Origin of the sequence: Pseudoduganella chitinolytica (assembly GCF_029028125.1) — a bacterium.
GTDB classification, from domain to species: domain Bacteria; phylum Pseudomonadota; class Gammaproteobacteria; order Burkholderiales; family Burkholderiaceae_D; genus Rugamonas; species Rugamonas chitinolytica.
Genome location: NZ_CP119083.1, coordinates 723,807 through 739,967, shown reverse-complemented (window position 1 = coordinate 739,967; position 16,161 = coordinate 723,807). Strand labels below are relative to the sequence as shown.

General features: G+C 69.2%; 14 protein-coding genes. 5 read left to right on the top strand and 9 right to left on the bottom strand.

Going from position 1 to position 16,161, the window contains the following annotated elements:
* Window positions 1-61: 61 nt before the first annotated feature.
* From PX653_RS03330 to rraA, 3 genes are all read right to left on the bottom strand, one after another.
* Window positions 62-1,123, bottom strand: coding sequence for a 23S rRNA (adenine(2030)-N(6))-methyltransferase RlmJ (locus PX653_RS03330; protein ID WP_277416514.1), 1,062 nt, complete (start codon window positions 1,121-1,123; stop codon window positions 62-64).
* 128 nt (window positions 1,124-1,251) lie between these two features.
* A complete protein-coding gene (gene aceA, locus PX653_RS03325) occupies window positions 1,252-2,490 on the bottom strand; it encodes an isocitrate lyase (protein ID WP_277416513.1) in 1,239 nt (412 codons plus the stop codon).
* 243 nt (window positions 2,491-2,733) lie between these two features.
* Window positions 2,734-3,240, bottom strand: coding sequence for a ribonuclease E activity regulator RraA (gene rraA, locus PX653_RS03320; protein WP_277416512.1), 507 nt, complete (start codon window positions 3,238-3,240; stop codon window positions 2,734-2,736).
* A 254-nt stretch (window positions 3,241-3,494) separates the two neighbouring features.
* Here rraA and PX653_RS03315 point away from each other — a divergent pair, with 254 nt between their 5' ends.
* Window positions 3,495-4,388: a hypothetical protein gene (locus tag PX653_RS03315; RefSeq protein WP_277416511.1), complete on the top strand. Its 894-nt coding sequence runs from the start codon at window positions 3,495-3,497 to the stop codon at window positions 4,386-4,388.
* Window positions 4,389-4,399: 11 nt separating this feature from the next.
* Here the strand turns inward: PX653_RS03315 and PX653_RS03310 are convergent, their stop codons facing one another.
* The gene (locus PX653_RS03310; RefSeq protein WP_277416510.1) at window positions 4,400-5,659 is read right to left on the bottom strand and encodes an MFS transporter; all 1,260 of its coding nucleotides are present in this window, start codon (window positions 5,657-5,659) and stop codon (window positions 4,400-4,402) included.
* 99 nt (window positions 5,660-5,758) lie between these two features.
* Here PX653_RS03310 and PX653_RS03305 point away from each other — a divergent pair, with 99 nt between their 5' ends.
* The gene (locus tag PX653_RS03305; RefSeq protein ID WP_277416509.1) at window positions 5,759-6,550 is read left to right on the top strand and encodes an AraC family transcriptional regulator; all 792 of its coding nucleotides are present in this window, start codon (window positions 5,759-5,761) and stop codon (window positions 6,548-6,550) included.
* Between the two features lie 19 nt (window positions 6,551-6,569).
* Here the strand turns inward: PX653_RS03305 and PX653_RS03300 are convergent, their stop codons facing one another.
* Window positions 6,570-6,986 (bottom strand): hypothetical protein, encoded by a 417-nt coding sequence (locus tag PX653_RS03300; protein ID WP_277416508.1) that lies wholly within the window; start codon window positions 6,984-6,986, stop codon window positions 6,570-6,572.
* 35 nt (window positions 6,987-7,021) lie between these two features.
* Window positions 7,022-8,458: an ATP-binding protein gene (locus PX653_RS03295; protein ID WP_277416507.1), complete on the bottom strand. Its 1,437-nt coding sequence runs from the start codon at window positions 8,456-8,458 to the stop codon at window positions 7,022-7,024.
* Between the two features lie 121 nt (window positions 8,459-8,579).
* On the opposite strand from PX653_RS03295, the gene PX653_RS03290 reads away from it, so the two are divergent.
* The 3 genes from PX653_RS03290 (at window position 8,580) to PX653_RS03280 (ending at window position 11,688) form a co-directional block, all read left to right on the top strand.
* The gene (locus tag PX653_RS03290; RefSeq protein ID WP_277418505.1) at window positions 8,580-9,671 is read left to right on the top strand and encodes an aldehyde dehydrogenase family protein; all 1,092 of its coding nucleotides are present in this window, start codon (window positions 8,580-8,582) and stop codon (window positions 9,669-9,671) included.
* A gap of 172 nt (window positions 9,672-9,843) precedes the next feature.
* The gene (locus PX653_RS03285) at window positions 9,844-10,206 is read left to right on the top strand and encodes a hypothetical protein (protein ID WP_277416506.1); all 363 of its coding nucleotides are present in this window, start codon (window positions 9,844-9,846) and stop codon (window positions 10,204-10,206) included.
* A 57-nt stretch (window positions 10,207-10,263) separates the two neighbouring features.
* Entirely contained in the window at window positions 10,264-11,688 is a 1,425-nt protein-coding gene (locus PX653_RS03280) for an ATP-binding protein (protein ID WP_277416505.1), read from the top strand.
* Window positions 11,689-11,884: 196 nt separating this feature from the next.
* Here the strand turns inward: PX653_RS03280 and PX653_RS03275 are convergent, their stop codons facing one another.
* The 3 genes from PX653_RS03275 to clpB all read right to left on the bottom strand — a co-directional run bounded on the left by PX653_RS03275 (window position 11,885) and on the right by clpB (window position 16,139).
* Window positions 11,885-12,502: an RES family NAD+ phosphorylase gene (locus PX653_RS03275; protein WP_277416504.1), complete on the bottom strand. Its 618-nt coding sequence runs from the start codon at window positions 12,500-12,502 to the stop codon at window positions 11,885-11,887.
* Entirely contained in the window at window positions 12,499-13,278 is a 780-nt protein-coding gene (locus PX653_RS03270) for a hypothetical protein (protein WP_277416503.1), read from the bottom strand. Before PX653_RS03270 ends, PX653_RS03275 begins: the two co-directional genes overlap by 4 nt.
* 251 nt (window positions 13,279-13,529) lie before the next feature.
* Window positions 13,530-16,139, bottom strand: a complete 2,610-nt coding sequence (clpB, locus tag PX653_RS03265; protein ID WP_277416502.1) for an ATP-dependent chaperone ClpB — start codon at window positions 16,137-16,139, stop codon at window positions 13,530-13,532.
* Between the last annotated feature and the right edge of the window lie 22 nt (window positions 16,140-16,161).

Here is a 16,161-nt window from a genome sequence, read left to right as displayed (position 1 = left end):
ACTTACCTGCTTGAGTACAATCCTCTAGCGTACCGCGCCATGGCAAAGATGGCAACATCTTTTACGTTTTCTTGACGCCGGTCGGGCGTCCAGCCGCAGGACGCCGGGTCGCGCCACCGGGGCTTCCCGGCCGGCCCGACGCCGGGCGCGCGCCCGGCGCACGGAGCGAGCCCGGGCGGCTCGCCGCGCCACCCGTGCGGGGTTCAGCGGTGTGCGCGGGCGCCTTGCGCGGTGTGGCGGCGTCGCCACTTTCGAGCGTAAACGCCGCGCCCTTGTCGCGGCCCAGTGCCTGCACCAGGTACGGCATCACCTGCTTCAGCACGGGTTCCAGCGTGTACGGCGGATTCAGGATGAACATGCCGCTGCTGTGCAGGCCGAACCCGTCCGGGCCCGGCGTCGACACCGTCAACGTCACGTTCAGCCAGCTGGCGGCCGGCAGGTGCTTCAATTTCTCCGAGAAGTTGCGCGCCTCGATGCGCTGCAGCACGGGATACCAGATGGCGTACATGCCGGTCGGGAAGCGCTTCAGCGCGTCGCCCAGCATGTCGACGACCTTTTTGTAGTCCTGCTTGTCCTCGTAGGGCGGATCGCACAGCACCAGCCCCCGGCGCGACGGCGGCGGCAGCAGCGCGCGCACGCCCAGGAAGCCGTCGGCCTTGTTGACGATCACGCGCTTGCCGCGCGTGGTGGGACGATGCCCCTGCGCGGCCTGGTGCGCTTCGAGCTTGCGGAAGTTCTCGTCCAGCAGGCGCACGTCGGCCGGGTGCAGCTCGAACAGGCGGATCCGGTCCATCTCGCGCGCCACCTGCTCGGCGCAGTACGGCGAGCCCGGGTAGTAGCGCATCTTGCCGCTCGGGTTCATCGCCTTGACGAGGTTGACATAGTCGGCTAGCGGCGGCGGCAGGTCGGTGCGGTCCCACAGCGGGCCGATACCCGTCTCGAATTCCGCGTTCTTCGTGGCCTGGACACTGTCGAGCGCGTACACGCCGGCACCCGCGTGGGTGTCGATGTAGCTGTAGGCGACATCCTTCTGGTTCAGGTATTGCAGCAGCTGGATCTGGACGAAGTGCTTCAGGACGTCGGCGTGATTGCCGGCATGGAAGGCGTGGCGGTAACTGAACATGGTCTTCTTTTCGGTGATTCGAGGCGCCATTATCCCAGAGAATTGCCTGCGCCAGCCGAACCGACGGTGACGGACCCCTGTTTCGGTGCGTCGTCGCCTCGAAAACAGGTGCCTGCCGCCACTCCCCCTCAAGCCACCCGCTGCGCCGGGAAGAACTGTTCGCCCTGCCGGACCGCCTGCGCAATGGCCTCGAAATAGCCGGCGTCCACCTCGCGCCGTTGCTTGACGGCCGTGAAGCCCCGCGCCGCCGCGGCGAACTGCGCCTCCTGCAGCTCGACGAACGCGGCCATGTGCCGGCGCGCGTAGCCATGCGCCAGGTGGAACATGCCGTAGTCTTGCGAGTGCAGTCCGGCCAGCGCAATGAACTGGAACTTGTAGCCCATCGCGCCCAGCTCCCTCTGGAAGCGGCCGATGGTGGCGTCGTCCAGGTTCTTCTTCCAGTTGAACGACGGCGAGCAGTCATAAGCCAGCAGCTTGCCGGGGAAGCGCGCATGGACGGCTTCGGCGAAGCGCTTGGCGAATGCCAGGTCCGGCTTGCCCGTCTCGCACCACACCAGGTCGGCGTACGGCGCATAGGCCAGCGCGCGGGCAATGGCCGGCTCGACGCCGGGCCGCACCCTGAAGTAGCCTTCCACGCTACGCTCGCCCGTGCAGAACGGGCGGTCGTTGGCATCGACATCGGCGCTCAGGAAGTCGGCGGCTTGCGCGTCGGTGCGGGCGATCAGCACGGTCGGTGTGTCCATCGCGTCGGCCGCCAGGCGCGCCGCCGCCAGCTTCTCCACGGCCGCGCGGGTGGGCACCAGCACTTTGCCGCCCATCTGCCCGCATGGCCTGACAGTGGCCAGCCGGTCATCGACATGCACGCCGGCGGCGCCGGCCTCGATCAGCGCCTTCATCCGCTCGAACGCGTCCAGCACGCCGCCGGCCTCCGCATCCGCCACGATGGGGGCGAAGAAGTCGACGTCGGCGCGGCCCTCGGCCCACTGGACCTGGTCGGCACGCTGGAATGTGCCATTGATGCGCCGCACCAGGGCCGGCATGGCATCGGCCCGATACGGCGACTGGTCGGAATACGTCCCGCTCGCGCAGTTCGCGTCACCGGACAGGTAGATCGCTTTCAGCCCCGCCTCCACCTGCTGCAGGGCCTGGTCGCCCGTCAGGGCGCCCAGCGCCTGGACAAAAGGCTCGTCGTGCAACAGGTTCCACAGCTTCGCCGCACCGCGCCGTGCCAGCGTGTGCTCGACCTGGACGGAACCGCGCAGCCGCACGACGTCCTGGGGCGTGTAGTCGCGCCGGATGCCGGCCCAGCGCGGATCGGTTTCCCACGCCTCGCGCAGCGCCGCCGCCTGTTGGTCACGCGTTGCCATGATCTCCTCCTGAACGTTTGAGCGAATACTGCCGTACAGGACATCATAAACGCCCGCGCAGGGCACGCCGCTGGTCTTATATAAGACACATGAGCTGGTTTTAATCGTTTGTATTCAGCGACTTGGCAACCGGATTCCATGATGCGGCACGGAATTTCTCGCCATGGGACGAAATACCGTGCAGGCGGGGCGCTCGCTTTCACATCGTGGAATCTCCTTCCCGCAGCGTGAAACCGCCTGCGTTCAGGCCAGGCGTTCGCGCGCGACCAGCACGCCATCGGCATCGGCATAGATCCAGTCGCCCGGCGCGACGGCGATACCGGCGATGTGCACCCGCACGTCGCGCTCGCCCACGCCGCGCTTGCTGCTGCGGCGTGGATGCGCCGCCAGCGCGCGCACGCCGACATCGCAGGCATCGATCTCCACCGTGTCGCGCACGCAGCCGTCGACGACGATGCCGGCCCAGCCGTTGTCCTGCGCCAGTACGGCCAGCTGGCCGCCGACCAGCGCGCGGCGCAGGCTGCCGCCGCCGTCGATCGCCAGCACGCGGCCGTCGCCCGCCGTCTCCAGCGTGGCGCGCACCAGCGCGTTGTCCTCGAACACGCGCAGCGTGACGGCGGGACCGGCAAAGGCCGTGCGCCGGCCAAAGCGCTGGAACACGGGCGGCAGCACGGCCAGGCGGCCGTCTTCCAGCAGGGCTTCGTGCTCGTCGCACAGGTCGGTGGTGGCGAATGGGTGGAGTGCGGTCATGGGGTTCCTTTGATGTGCAGGCGAAATGCGCAGCTTACCGTGGCGCCGGGTGCGGCAAGAAGAACCGGGTGGGGCGTGTGGTTTTTTGGTCGTTTGCGCACTGCCAGTCAACCCACACGGCGATCCCGGCGTATGCTCGATGTACCGGCCCGCGAGCGGCAAACGATGCGCTCTCCCGCCAGTGAATGGCGGCCTTGCGTGGCAACGGCACCATTCGCCCAAGCTCCGCCACCGGAAACGAAGGAGGTGCCATCATGCCAGGTCCCGTCGCGACAGCCATCCGGAATCAACGCCGCCCACGTGAACCGGCCGATGCGTTTTCCCTGGCGCTGATCACCACCAACAACATGGGCACGCCCCAGATGGGAACGGCCAGTACCTGGAGCGACTACGTCGACCACCATGCCTACACCGCTTGCCACGATGTCGCGGCCATGCTGGCCGACCTGCTTCAGGCCGTGCCCCGTGCCGCGCCCATCGCCACGGCCGTGGGCGCCGCCGCCCCGCCTATCGGCGTCAACAACTTTACCCCCGGCCATTTCCTGAAAGTCGACTACGGCCTGCACTCCTTCACGCTCATCAATTCGGCCGGAACGGTCGAGTGCATCGAAGCGTGGGCGAGCGGCACGGCCCCGTACACGGTGGGGAAGTGCCTGTTCGATGACGGCGAGGTGGACCGGATCAGCATTCCGCAAGCGACGGCGATTGCCGCGTTCCCCGGCCTGCTGTCGCCTGTCCAGGCAACACGGGCGCAGTCGGCCAACACCCTGAGCCGCGCCGGCCTGCCCGGTTTCGGCAATGTCGCGGTGATACCGACCTTGCGGATATCGGCCTATCCGCTGGCGCCACTGGTCGAGATCGGGACACGTTACCGCCAGCGCGTCGACACGGCAAAGGAATGGGCCCGCGATGCCCGGGAACATCACCGTGGCCGCTATACCTGTTCCGTGTGCCTGGATTATCACGGCTGGATGGCAAGCTGGGCCAACAATACCTGGGGGCGCTGCCCGGCCAACATGTGCGGCAGGATCTACTGCCCGCAGTGCAAGGTCGCCCTGGCGCCCTTGGTATTCGCGAACCTCACCCACCGGGTTTGTACGTGCGGCACGACCGTCAACGATATCGGCTGGCGGGAGATCCATCCCTGACCCGCGCGATACTAGACCGTTTTCGCCGCCGCCGGTGGGGCCACTGCCGCCCGGCTGCTGCCGCCCACGCCCACCGCCGTGCCGATCGCCAGCAGCTGGAACAATGCGACGCCGTAGAACAGCCAGCCCGGATGGCCGGCATCCATGATGGCGCCGAACAGCAGTGGCCCCACCGACAGTCCCGTGTCCAGGCCCGAGTAGACCACGCCGTACACGCGGCCGGTGGCGTTCTGCGGCGCGGCCGCGCGGATCATCAGGTCGCGCGACGGGCCTGCCACGCCGGAACAGAAGCCGATCGCCGCCATCAGCGGCAACACGGTCCAGCCGGCCAGCCAGCCGCTGCCCAGCAGCACGGCCAGCGCGGCGGCACAGGCGAACGCCAGCGCGACCGTGCGGTCGTGCCGCCGCGCGCCGGCGCCCAGGAAGCCGCCGATGACCATGCCGCCAGCCGACGCCAGCATGTAGGCCGTGTACGAGCTGGTGGCCAGCTCGTGCGAGACGCCGTACAGCTGCGCCAGCGCGATCGGCCCGAACGCCTGGATGCCGCCCAGCGCCACGGCCGTCAGGAAGAAGAACGCAAAGCACATCCACACAGTGGGCAGGCGCAGGAAGCCCAGCACGCCGCCCTGCCCCGCGGCCGCTGGCGGCGCGGGCGGGTCCGGGCGCAGCGCGTCGCGGTTGGTGAACAGGATCGCCAGCACGGCCAGCGGCAGCAGGGCCGCGCACGCCAGCGCCGTGCGCCAGTCGGCCAGCGTGGCCACGGTGGTCATGAACAGCGGCGCGGCGGCCCAGCCGATATTGCCGCTGATGCCGTGCACGGAAAAGCCGTGCGCCAGCCGGGCGCGCGACACGCGCTGGTTCAGCAGCGTGTAGTCGGCCGGGTGGAAGATGCTGTTGCCGAGGCCGGCCAGCAAGGCGCCCCCCACCAAGCCCGCATAGCTGTGCGCCAGCGACAGCGCCAGCGCGGAGATGCCCAGCATCGCCATGCCCGCGAACAGCACGCGGCGCGCGCCCACGCGGTCGACCACGAAGCCGGCCAGCGCCTGGCCCACGCCGGAGACGACGAAGAACACCGTCATCAAGAGGCCCAGTTGCGCATAGCTGAGACCGAAGTCGGCGCGCAGCCAGGGGAACAGCGCCGCCAGGATCAGGTGATAGAAGTGCGAGGTGCCGTGCGCCAGCCCGACCAGGCCGATCACACGGGCGTCCTCGCGCAAGGTGCCGTCGGCACCGGCCGTGACGGCGGCGGAAGTGGCAGCGGGTGGGTTCATGCAAGCGTCCTGGCAGCGGTGGCAAAACGCCAGTGTAGGCAAAAGGGACGCGTCTGTTTTAAGATAGCAGGCCAACAATTATCGCAATCCTGCCAAACCATGACCATCGCCATCGTTCGCCATACGGCCCCGCTGGACGACTGCAACGTGCCCGAAGAGCGCCTGCCGGTCACGATGTGCGCGCGCGACCTGGCCGCCACGCAGAATGTCGCGCCGCACCGCCACCCGTGGGGCCAGCTGACCTACGCGCTCGATGGCGTGCTGCGGGTGACGGTGGCGGACAGCACGTGGATCGTGCCGCCGTCGCGCGCGATCTGGATCGCGCCGCAGGTCGAACATGCGGTGACGGTGCTGGAACAAACCCGGCTGCGGCCGCTGCGCATCCTGGCGGCGCGTGCCCCCTTTCCCGGCACCGACTGCCGTGTGCTGGCCGTCTCCGGGCTGCTGCGCGAGCTGATCGCGGCGCTCGAGCAATTGCCGCCAGGGGTGACGACGGCCCGCACGGACCTTGTCGGCAACCTGATCCTGGACGAGATGGGCCGTTGCGCAACACGCCCCATCCGCGTGCCGCTGCCGCGCGACAAGCGCCTGGCAGCGCTGTGCGCGGGCCTGATCGACGACCCGGCCGCCGCGCTGACCTTGGCCGGCTGGGCGGCCCGCGTGGGCGCCTCCGAGCGCACCTTGGCCCGGCTGTTCGAGCGCGAGCTGGGCATGGGCTTCGGCCAGTGGCGCCAGCAGGTCCGGCTGGCGCACGCGGCGCCGCTGATCGCCCGCGGCATGCCGCTGGGCCGCGTGGCCGAGCAGCTGGGCTATGCCAGCCAGTCGGCATTCTCGCAGATGTTCAGGAAGACCTTCGGCAGCTCGCCCTCGGCATTCTTCGCCGAGCGCTGAAGCGCTGCGGGGGCCGGCCTCAAGGCAGCCGGTACAGGTGCGGGATGGTCGCGCGTCCCGGCCGCTCGGGATGCACCAGCAGGTCCACTTCCTGCTCGGGCGCGAGCCGGTCGGTGGCGCACGACTCGTTGACGGCTAACCAGCTGCGGTGGGCCTGTCCGCCCGCCTCGTAGCGGAACTCGATCCGCACACTGCCCCGGTGCCGATGGATCGCCGTGACGAATCCCTTGCCCGGCACGCCGCGCCGGAACAGTATGCGGAACCGGGCCAGCCGCCACCACAGCAGGCCGACCCAGATGGGCGTGATGGCCACCAGCACCTCGCGCATGGAGGGGTCGAACACGCCGGCGCTGCGATCGAAGGGGATGCTGAAGAAGAACCACATGCCGGGCCCCAGCATCAGGGCGATCAGCGCCAGCGGGTCGTGCCAGAGCACGTGGCGGATGCCCGGCACACGAGGTGGCGGCGCCGTCATGGCGCCGCGCGCGCGCGCTGCGCAGCAGGTTGCCGGCGCAATGCCAGGCGCCGCGCGGCCATGTCTTCCTCGCCGGCCGCACGCAGCTTGTCCAATGCGTAGCTGCGGGTGGTGCCGAGCAGGCGGTACTGCACGGCGGCGCCGTCCGCCTCGATCCCGACCAGCGACTTGGCCGCCAGGGCAGCCACCCGCTCCGCCACTGCCGCGGGCGCCACTTCCGCGCCGTGCGCCACGTCGGCCGCCGCGGCCAGCGTGAAGGCGCCACTGAACACGGCGAGGCGGCGCAACACCGCCTGCTCCTCCGGTGCGAGCATGTCGTAGCTCCAGTCCAGCGTCGCACGCAGCGTCTGGTGGCGCGGCAGTGCCGTGCGGCGTCCCCGCGTCAGTACGGCGAAGCAGTCCGACAGGCGCAGCGCCAGCTCGTGCACGCCAAAAAACGCGGCCCGCCCGGCCGCCAGCTCGAGCGCCAGCGGGATGCCGTCCAGGCGGCGGCAGATGTCGGCCACCGCCGCGGCGTTGTGCCGCCCGAGGGTCAGCGTCGCGCCATCCGCGCCCACCCGCTCGACAAACAGTTGCACGGCCGCGTACCGCAGCAGCGCGGCCGGCTCCTCCACTTGCGCCGGCGGCAATGCCAACGGCGCCAGCCGGTGCACCCATTCGCCGCCGCCACGCAGCGGTTCGCGGCTGGTCGCCAGTACATGCACGCGCGGTGCTTCGCGCAAGATGGTGGCCGCCAGGTCCGCCACCGCGTCCACCAGGTGCTCGCAACCGTCCAGCACCAGCAGCGCGCGGCGCCCGTGCAGCCGCCCCAGCAGGTCCGGCAGTGCCGGCGTGCCCGGCACGTCGAGCGAACGCGCGAGCGCTTCGACCAGCCGGGCCGGCGCCGTCACAGCGGCCAGGTCGACGATATGCACCGCGTTGTCGAACGCGGGCGCGACACGTGCTGCCAGTGATAGCGCTACCACCGTCTTGCCCATGCCGCCGGGCCCGACGATCGTCAGCAGGCACTGCGCGGGCAACTGAGCGGCCAGCTGGTCGAGCAGCGCATCGCGGCCCACCAGGCGCGGACGCGCCAACGCCGCAGCCGGAATGGCCTGGGCGATGCGGGGCGAACGCAGGGGCGCAACGAAGCAATAGCCTCGCCCCACCACGTTCTCGACATAGCTCTGGTCGCTGCCCAGCGCCTTGCGCAGCGCCCCCACGTGCACGCGCAGGTTGCCCTCCTCCACCACGGTATGCGGCCAGACGCGGGCGATCAGCTCGTCCTTGGCCACGACGGTGCCGGCCCGTTCCACCAGTGCCAGCAGCACGTCGAACGCACGCCCGCTCAGCCGCACCGGCGCGTCGCCCCGGTACAGCGCGCGCTCGTGCGGCACGAGCCGGAATGCGCCGAACGCGATCTCCGCCATGTCGTCCCCACCCTGCAGTTGCATCGTGCGCTTACCTCAAAAGCCAGATTGATTTTTCGACCAACGGATTCTAACGTAACGGCCAGCAGGAATTAACCACTATTTACCGGGATCGGCCGACTGCCGGAAAGGGGTATTGCACACCATGACGCGCAACCGGCAGCATCCCGGCGCGGCGGCGACCGCCGCGCTGGCGTTCGCCCAGGCCAGCCACGGCCGCCGTGCGGGGCTGATGGACGCCATCGGCGCGGCACTGGACGACGCGCGCGGGCACCTGCCCGGCCTGGCGGCGGCCGACGCGGGCATCGACCGCGGCATGGCGTTGCGCCAGCACGACGCGCTGCGCGGCTGGCTGCATGCGCTGTCCGCCGCATTGCGCCGCGCCGAACTGGCGGCGTTGACGCCTGCGCCCGACGCGGTCCGCACGGTGCCGCTCGGGCCCGTCGCCACCGTCGGGCCGCACGCGACGGCGTACGGACTGGCCGGACTGCATGCGATGGCCGCGCTGGCGGCCGGCTGCCCGCTGCTGGCCGCCAGCACCTGCACGCAGCCCAGCGCCGTCGTGCTGGCGGACCTGATCGGCGGCGCGGTGGCGGCCTGCGGCCTGCCGGCCGCCGCGTTCACGCTGCTGCCGGGCGAGGCCGACGACGTGCGCGCGCTGCTGGGCCATCACGGGGTGCGGGCCGCCATCGGCCGTGCAGGCACCATGCCGACGCCGCTGCACGTGGGCGGCCTGGTGCTGCTGGCCGAAACGGACGGGCGCGAAGCCGCGTTCATCCTGCCGGGCGCGCTGAACGGGCGCGCCGAACACCTGGGCCAGTTGCTGCTGGCGCATGCCGGCGCGGGCGTGCTGGTGGCGGCCGTGGCGGGCGCCGGGTATGTCGACCTGCGCGAGACCATCGTCGAGGCCACCGACGGCCCCTGCTTTACCGAGATCACGTGTGCCAGGGTGCTGGCACAGCCGGGCCGGTCCGCCCGTGGCGCGCGCCTGCTGGTGCGCTGCGCCGACGCGGCCGAACTGCTGGCGCTGGCCGCCGCGCTGGGGCCGCAGCCGTGCGCCAGCCTGCACCTGGGTCCCGCCGACGCGGCATTGGCAACGAACCTGCTGCCGGCGCTGGAACTGATGGCCCGGCACATCCACATCAACCGGATCGGCGGCGCGCTGCTGCCGTCGCCGGGCGCCGCCGTGGACGCGATCGGGCACTTCCGCCGACCCGTGTTCCATCATCCGGCGTAAGGAGAAACGCCCGGTGTCAGGCACCTGTTTGCGCGGCTTCGACCCGCAGGCAGGTGCCCGACACCAAGGGTCCACGCCTGCCGACCCGTTAACAAGGCTTAACAACGTTTACTTCGCTGCACCGCAGCATCATGACTACAATCCCGCCACCCGCTACCACCAAGAGCCGCCGATGACCCCGACCCCGTCACAGCGCCGCGCCGAGAAGGTCGGTGTCGCCCAGATCCGCATCCACCAGCAGGCCGGCCGCAGTACCGCCGTGCTGGGTTCCTTTGTCGCCGCCGACAAGCTGCTCAAGTCGTGGGCCAGCGACATGCGCGACCACTGCGCATGCGAATTCGAGATCCGCTACCAGGACGGCAGCCGCCTGTCCGGCCAGTATCCCATGTGGCAGAAGACGACCACGCGCCAGTCGCTGGGCGCCTATGTGCGCCGTGTGCTGGAACAGGTCGACGGGCTGGCGGCCTTCCGCATGGCCGCCAGCACGGGGCCGGACCGCTTCCTGGAGTGCTACGAGGTGGAAGACTTCGCCTGAGCGGCGCCACGGCGGCCTTGTCAGACTGCTGTAATAATCGGCCGCTACCATCCGGCCATGACCTCCTCCGCCCCCGCGGCGGCGGACCGCTGCATCGCCTTCGGTCCGTTCCGCCTGTATGCGCAGCAGCGCGTACTGCTCGAAGATGGCCTGCCCTTGCGGCTGGGCTCGCGCGCCTTCGACATCCTGGCCACGCTGGCCACCGCCGCCGGCGCCACCGTCACCAAGGCGGAGCTGATTGCCCGCGTGTGGCCCGACACGGTGGTGGAGGAAGCCAACCTGCGCGTGCACGTGGCGGCACTGCGCAAGGCCCTGCGCGAAGGCCCGGGCCGGCGCTACATCGACAGCGTGGCGGGGCGCGGCTACAGCTTTGTCGCCGCCATCGCCGTGCCCGCGGCACCCCGGGCCACGCTGCCCTGCCCGCCACCGCCGGCCGGACCGCTGGTCGGGCGTGCGGAAGCCGTGACCGCGCTGGCGCGCCTGGTGCTGGGTCACCGGCTGGTCACGCTGGTGGGCAGCGGCGGTGTCGGCAAGAGCGCCGTGGCGCTGACGGCCGCCGCGCGGCTGGCCTGGCGCCTGCCGGTATCCTATGCCGACCTTGCCGACGCGGCCGACGCCGGGGCGGTGCCGGCCCTGCTGGCCCGCGCGCTGGGGCAGGACGATGCCGCCGGTCCGCAGCCGCCCGCCGAGTCGCGGCTGCTGGTGCTGGACAATAGCGAGCGCATGGCCGACGCCGTCGCGCCCCTGTGCGAACGCCTCCTGCAGCAGGCGCCGCGCCTGCACATCCTGGCCACCGGCCGCGAAGCGCTGCGCGCGGCCGACGAGCGCGTGCAGCGCCTCGCCCCGCTGGCCTGCCCGCCTGCCGGCACGCGCGGCGCCGCCATCCTGGCATGGCCCGCGGCGGCGTTGTTCCTGCACCGGGCCGGGCTGGACGGCACCATGCTGACGAATGCCGACGCCGGTGCCGTGGCGGACATCTGCCGGCGTCTCGACGGCCTGCCGCTGGCATTGGAGCTGGCGGCCGCTCGGACCGACCTGTTCCACGTACGAGAACTGGCCGTGCGCCTGGACGATCCGCTGCGCCTGCTCAAGGGTGGTCGCCGCACGGCGCCGCCACGGCACCATTCGCTGCAGGCCTCGCTGGACTGGAGCTGGGCCACGCTGGCCCCGGCAGAGCAGGCGCTGCTGCGCCGGCTGACGGTGTTTGCCGGGGAGTTCGGCCTGGCCGCCGCGGCGCGCATGGCGGCACCGGCGGCCCCGGACGAAGTGGAGGATTTGCTGGCGACGCTGCATGCCAGGTCGCTGCTGACGGCGCGCGCGACGCCCGCCGGACTGCAGTGCCGGCTGGTGCCGGGAATGCGCGAGTATGCGGCGTTGCTGTCGAATGACAGCCTGGATGCGGATCGCGGATGGCGTGGTGACGAAAGCAAGGCGCCTGGGGTCTATCCCCACCGGGGACAGACCCTAATGCCGCTAAGTTAAGAGATTCTGAGCTTCTGCGATTAAAACCAGGGTGAGTCCCCTGCGGGGCGATACGGCGGCCCGGCAGACCCTAACCCGGCGACCGTGCGCTTAACTTAGCGGCATTAGGGACAGACCCCGAAGTTCGCTGGACCTTTCGCAAACTTCAGGGTCAGTCCCTTGCAGGGACAGACCCTTACCGTGCCATCCGTCGGCACTACAGTGAAAACAGCCGCACCCGCAGGCGCCCCAGCAGCCCGCCGATGTCGGGATGGGCCAGCAGCGGCATGGCACCGGGCACCACGCGCACGCCGCTGCGCTCGAACAGCGCGGCGGCGAACGACGTGTTCATATGCTTGCTGACATAGCGGATGCCGTCCGCCTCGGGAACCTGGGCGTGGATGGCGCCGCTCAGCAATTGCGTGTGCGTGTAGTCGTCCTGGGCGCTGATGTCGTTCGTCAGGCCCAGGCTTTTCAGCGCGATGCCCGTCAGGTCCACCAGGCGCAGCCGCGTCTTGACAGGGTCCGGATGCACGTAGCGCACAATGGAGCGGCGCTCCACCGAGCTGTGGTCGACCCACCATTCCCCGCCGCGGTGGTCGCCCACTTCGTGCAGGATGGTTTCGCACACGGCCACGTCGAGCGTGCCCGCCACATAGGTGACGCCGAAACCGTGGGCGGGATCGTCGAAGCGAAAGCGCCCCGTGGTGCCCCACCACGGTTCCATCCCCGGTCGCAGGCTCAGTCGCAGCAGCGCACGGATATCGACATGGCAAAAGCACAGCTGTCCGGCTGCATGCAGGCCGGCGAAATCGGGGATGTGGGTCAGGGTCAAATGCGTTCCCAGCCGGCAGCAAGGCGGAGGATGTCGGTCAGCCGGTCGGCCGACTCCGCCACGGTTCTCCCGCCCAGGCTGCCATGTTTGCGATTGAAGAAGATCAGTTTCGTCCCCGCGGCGATGTCGGGATGGAACGACCGGTTGATGCTTTCAAAATCCCGCCGCAGGAAACTCAGCGCGGCCACAGGGTAAACATGCTGCCGGCCCATGCGCACCGAGAAGATCTCGCCGCGCTCGCGGGCCTTGTCCAGGGCCTGCCGCGTGATGCCCCAAGCGCTGGCCAACGTTTCGCCGTCGATCAGGTTGCCCTCGCGCACGAGCGACGCGATCAGCGCCTCGCCCCGCTGCTGTGCCATTGCCGGTGTCGTCACGGCCGGCGGCAGGCGCACCTCCTCGCCGTCGTCCCCCTCGTCCAGGTCGGCCAATATGCCGCGGCGGCCCGGCGGCGGCGCATCCACGCGGGCATCGTCCAGCCCGAACGGCTCGGCACCCAGGTCGTCGTCGTCGTCCGCATCAAGGACCAGCGCCGGCATCGGCGTTACCAACGTCACGCGCTTGTCGCGCGCCAGCGGCGATACGCGGGCCGTGATGCCCAGCGAGCGCAGCGCGGCATACAACTGTTCCAGCACGTGCGCCTCGGGAGCGGCATCCTCCACTTCGATCAGATAGGCTTGCGACGTTTCCGTGCCGGACTTGTCCCTCGCCCCTGCATGCGGTTCCGGCAGTTCGGCGATGCCGGCAGCGAAGTCTTTCAGGTCGGTTGTTGAACTCATTTGATTACCTCGGATTCATGGCTACGAGTTCATTCTACGCGGGAACGGCGCGCAAAGCAACTTCCGCAACTTACGCAACTAGCGCAACTTAGCTTCGGTTGCACGACGATGGTGGCAACTACTGTGTATTTATACAGTATTCCGCTCGAGGCTGCCATACTTTTCGCGTGCGCCTTGCGCCCGCGCAAGCGAAGTAAAAAAGGCCCGCACCAAAACCGGAGCGAGCCTTTGCACTTGACGGCCGGGGCCGCTTACAGCCGGACCACCGCTTCCTTGCCGTCGGCCCCGAACACGAGCGCACCGTCGCGGGCGTCGATCGCAATCGTGTCCTTCGGTCCGAAGCGCCCTTCCAGGATCAGCTTCGACAGCGGATTTTCGATCTGCTGCTGGATCGCCCGTTTCAGCGGCCGCGCACCGTACACGGGGTCGTAGCCAGCCTCGGCGATCTTGTGCAGGGCCGCGTCCGTCACCTGCAGGTCCATGTCCATGTGCTTCAGGCGCCGCTCCAGGATCGCCAGCTGGATCTTGGCGATCGAGCCGATGTTCTTCTCGTCCAGGCCATGGAACACGACGATCTCGTCGATCCGGTTGACGAACTCCGGCCGGAAGTGGGCCCGCACCTCGGCCATCACGGCCAGCTTGACGACGGCCGGGTCGGACTCCTCCATCGACTGGATCTTCTGCGATCCCAGGTTCGACGTCATGATGATCACCGTGTTCTTGAAGTCCACCGTGCGGCCCTGCCCGTCAGTCATGCGGCCGTCGTCCAGCACCTGCAGCAGCACGTTGAAGACGTCGTGGTGCGCCTTCTCCACCTCGTCCAGCAGGATCACGCTGTACGGCTTGCGGCGCACGGCTTCCGTCAGGTAGCCGCCCTCGTCATAGCCCACGTAGCCCGGCGGCGCGCCGATCAGGCGGGCCACCGAATGCTTCTCCATGAATTCGCTCATGTCGATCCGGATCAGCGAGTCCTCGCTGTCGAACAGGAACGCCGCCAGGGCCTTGGACAGCTCCGTCTTGCCCACGCCCGTCGGGCCCAGGAACAGGAACGAGCCATACGGCCGGTTCGGGTCCGCCAGGCCGGCCCGGGAGCGGCGGATCGCATCGGCCACCGCGCTGATCGCCTCGTCCTGCCCCACCACGCGCTCGTGCAGCTTCTCCTCGATGTGCAGCAGCTTGTCGCGTTCGCCCTGCATCATGCGCGACACGGGAATGCCCGTCGCGCGCGACACCACCTCGGCGATTTCCTCCGCGCCCACCTGGGTGCGCAGCAGCTTCGGCTTCTGCGCATCGGCGGCGGCGCTGCTGGACTCGGCCTGCTTGAGCTGTGCCTCCAGCTCCGGCAGCCGGCCGTACTGCAGCTCCGATACGCGCTGCCAGTTCGACGCCCGCGTCGCCTCTTCCATCTGCTGGCGGATGCGCTCGATCTCTTCCTTGATGTGCGTGGTGCCCTGCACGTTGGCCTTCTCGGCCTTCAGCACTTCCTCGTAGTCGTTGTACTCGCGCTGCAGCTTGGCGATTTCCTCGTCGATCAGGTCGAGCCGGCGGCGCGACGCTTCGTCCTTCTCGCGCTTGACGGCCTCCTTCTCGATCTTCAGCTGGATCAGCCGGCGTTCCAGTTTGTCCATCACCTCGGGCTTGGAGTCGATCTCGATCTTGATCTTCGAGGCCGCCTCGTCGATGAGATCGATCGCCTTGTCGGGCAGGAAGCGGTCCGTGATGTAGCGGTGCGACAGCTCGGCCGCGGCGATGATGGCCGGGTCCGTGATCTCGACCTTGTGGTGCAGCTCGTACTTGTCCTGCAGGCCGCGCAGGATGGCGATCGTGGCCTCCACCGTCGGCTCGTCCACGAGGATCTTCTGGAAGCGGCGCTCCAGCGCCGCATCCTTCTCGATGTATTTGCGGTACTCGTCCAAGGTGGTCGCGCCCACGCAATGCAGCTCGCCGCGCGCCAGCGCGGGCTTGAGCATATTGCCCGCGTCCATCGCCCCCTCGGCCTTGCCGGCGCCCACCATCGTGTGCAGCTCGTCGATGAAGACGATGGTCTGGCCTTCGTCCTTGGCCAGTTCGTTCAGCACGGACTTCAGCCGCTCCTCGAATTCGCCGCGGAACTTGGCTCCCGCCAGCAGCGCGGCCATGTCCAGCGACAGCACGCGCTTGCCGCGCAGCGAGTCGGGTACTTCGTTGTTGACGATGCGCTGGGCCAGGCCCTCGACGATGGCCGTCTTGCCGACGCCGGGCTCGCCGATCAGCACGGGATTGTTCTTGGTACGGCGCTGCAGGACCTGGATGGCGCGGCGGATCTCGTCGTCGCGGCCGATCACGGGGTCGAGCTTGCCCTGGCGGGCCCGCTCGGTCAGGTCCATCGTGTATTTTTTCAGCGCCTCGCGCTGGCCTTCCGCTTCCTGCGAGTCGACCTTGCCGCCCCCGCGCACGGTGTCGATGGCCGCCTCGAGCGACTTGCGCGACAAGCCGTGCTCGCGGGCCAGCCGGCCCGCGTCGGACTTGTCTTCCGTCAGCGCCAGCAGCACCATTTCGCTGGAGACGAACTGGTCGCCGCGCTTCTGCGCTTCCTTGTCGGCCAGGTTCAGCACGGCAATGAATTCGCGGCTGACCTGCACGTTACCGCCCGTGCCGGAGACTTTCGGCAGGCTCTCCTGGCTCGACTTCAGCGCTCTCGTCAGGCCGCCGACATTGACGCCGGCCCGCTGCAGCAGCGAGCGCGCGGCGCCGTCATCCTGGTTCAGCAGGGCCGTCAGCACGTGGGACGGCTCGATGTAGGGGTTGTCGTTGCCGACCGCCAGGCTCTGGGCATCGGCAAGTGCTTCCTGCAGCTTGGTGGTGAGTTTGTCTTGACGCATTTGGCGCACACTCCAAAGTTTT

Excerpts from the sequence above, each read along its gene's own strand:
- PX653_RS03330 (WP_277416514.1), bottom strand. The coding sequence starts at position 1,123 with ATGTTCAGTTACCGCCACGCCTTCCATGCCGGCAATCACGCCGACGTC.
- aceA (WP_277416513.1), bottom strand. The coding sequence starts at position 2,490 with ATGGCAACGCGTGACCAACAGGCGGCGGCGCTGCGCGAGGCGTGGGAA.
- rraA (WP_277416512.1), bottom strand. The coding sequence starts at position 3,240 with ATGACCGCACTCCACCCATTCGCCACCACCGACCTGTGCGACGAGCAC.
- PX653_RS03315 (WP_277416511.1), top strand. The coding sequence starts at position 3,495 with ATGCCAGGTCCCGTCGCGACAGCCATCCGGAATCAACGCCGCCCACGT.
- PX653_RS03310 (WP_277416510.1), bottom strand. The coding sequence starts at position 5,659 with ATGAACCCACCCGCTGCCACTTCCGCCGCCGTCACGGCCGGTGCCGAC.
- PX653_RS03305 (WP_277416509.1), top strand. The coding sequence starts at position 5,759 with ATGACCATCGCCATCGTTCGCCATACGGCCCCGCTGGACGACTGCAAC.
- PX653_RS03295 (WP_277416507.1), bottom strand. The coding sequence starts at position 8,458 with ATGCAACTGCAGGGTGGGGACGACATGGCGGAGATCGCGTTCGGCGCA.
- PX653_RS03290 (WP_277418505.1), top strand. The coding sequence starts at position 8,580 with ATGACGCGCAACCGGCAGCATCCCGGCGCGGCGGCGACCGCCGCGCTG.
- PX653_RS03285 (WP_277416506.1), top strand. The coding sequence starts at position 9,844 with ATGACCCCGACCCCGTCACAGCGCCGCGCCGAGAAGGTCGGTGTCGCC.
- PX653_RS03280 (WP_277416505.1), top strand. The coding sequence starts at position 10,264 with ATGACCTCCTCCGCCCCCGCGGCGGCGGACCGCTGCATCGCCTTCGGT.
- PX653_RS03270 (WP_277416503.1), bottom strand. The coding sequence starts at position 13,278 with ATGAGTTCAACAACCGACCTGAAAGACTTCGCTGCCGGCATCGCCGAA.
- clpB (WP_277416502.1), bottom strand. The coding sequence starts at position 16,139 with ATGCGTCAAGACAAACTCACCACCAAGCTGCAGGAAGCACTTGCCGAT.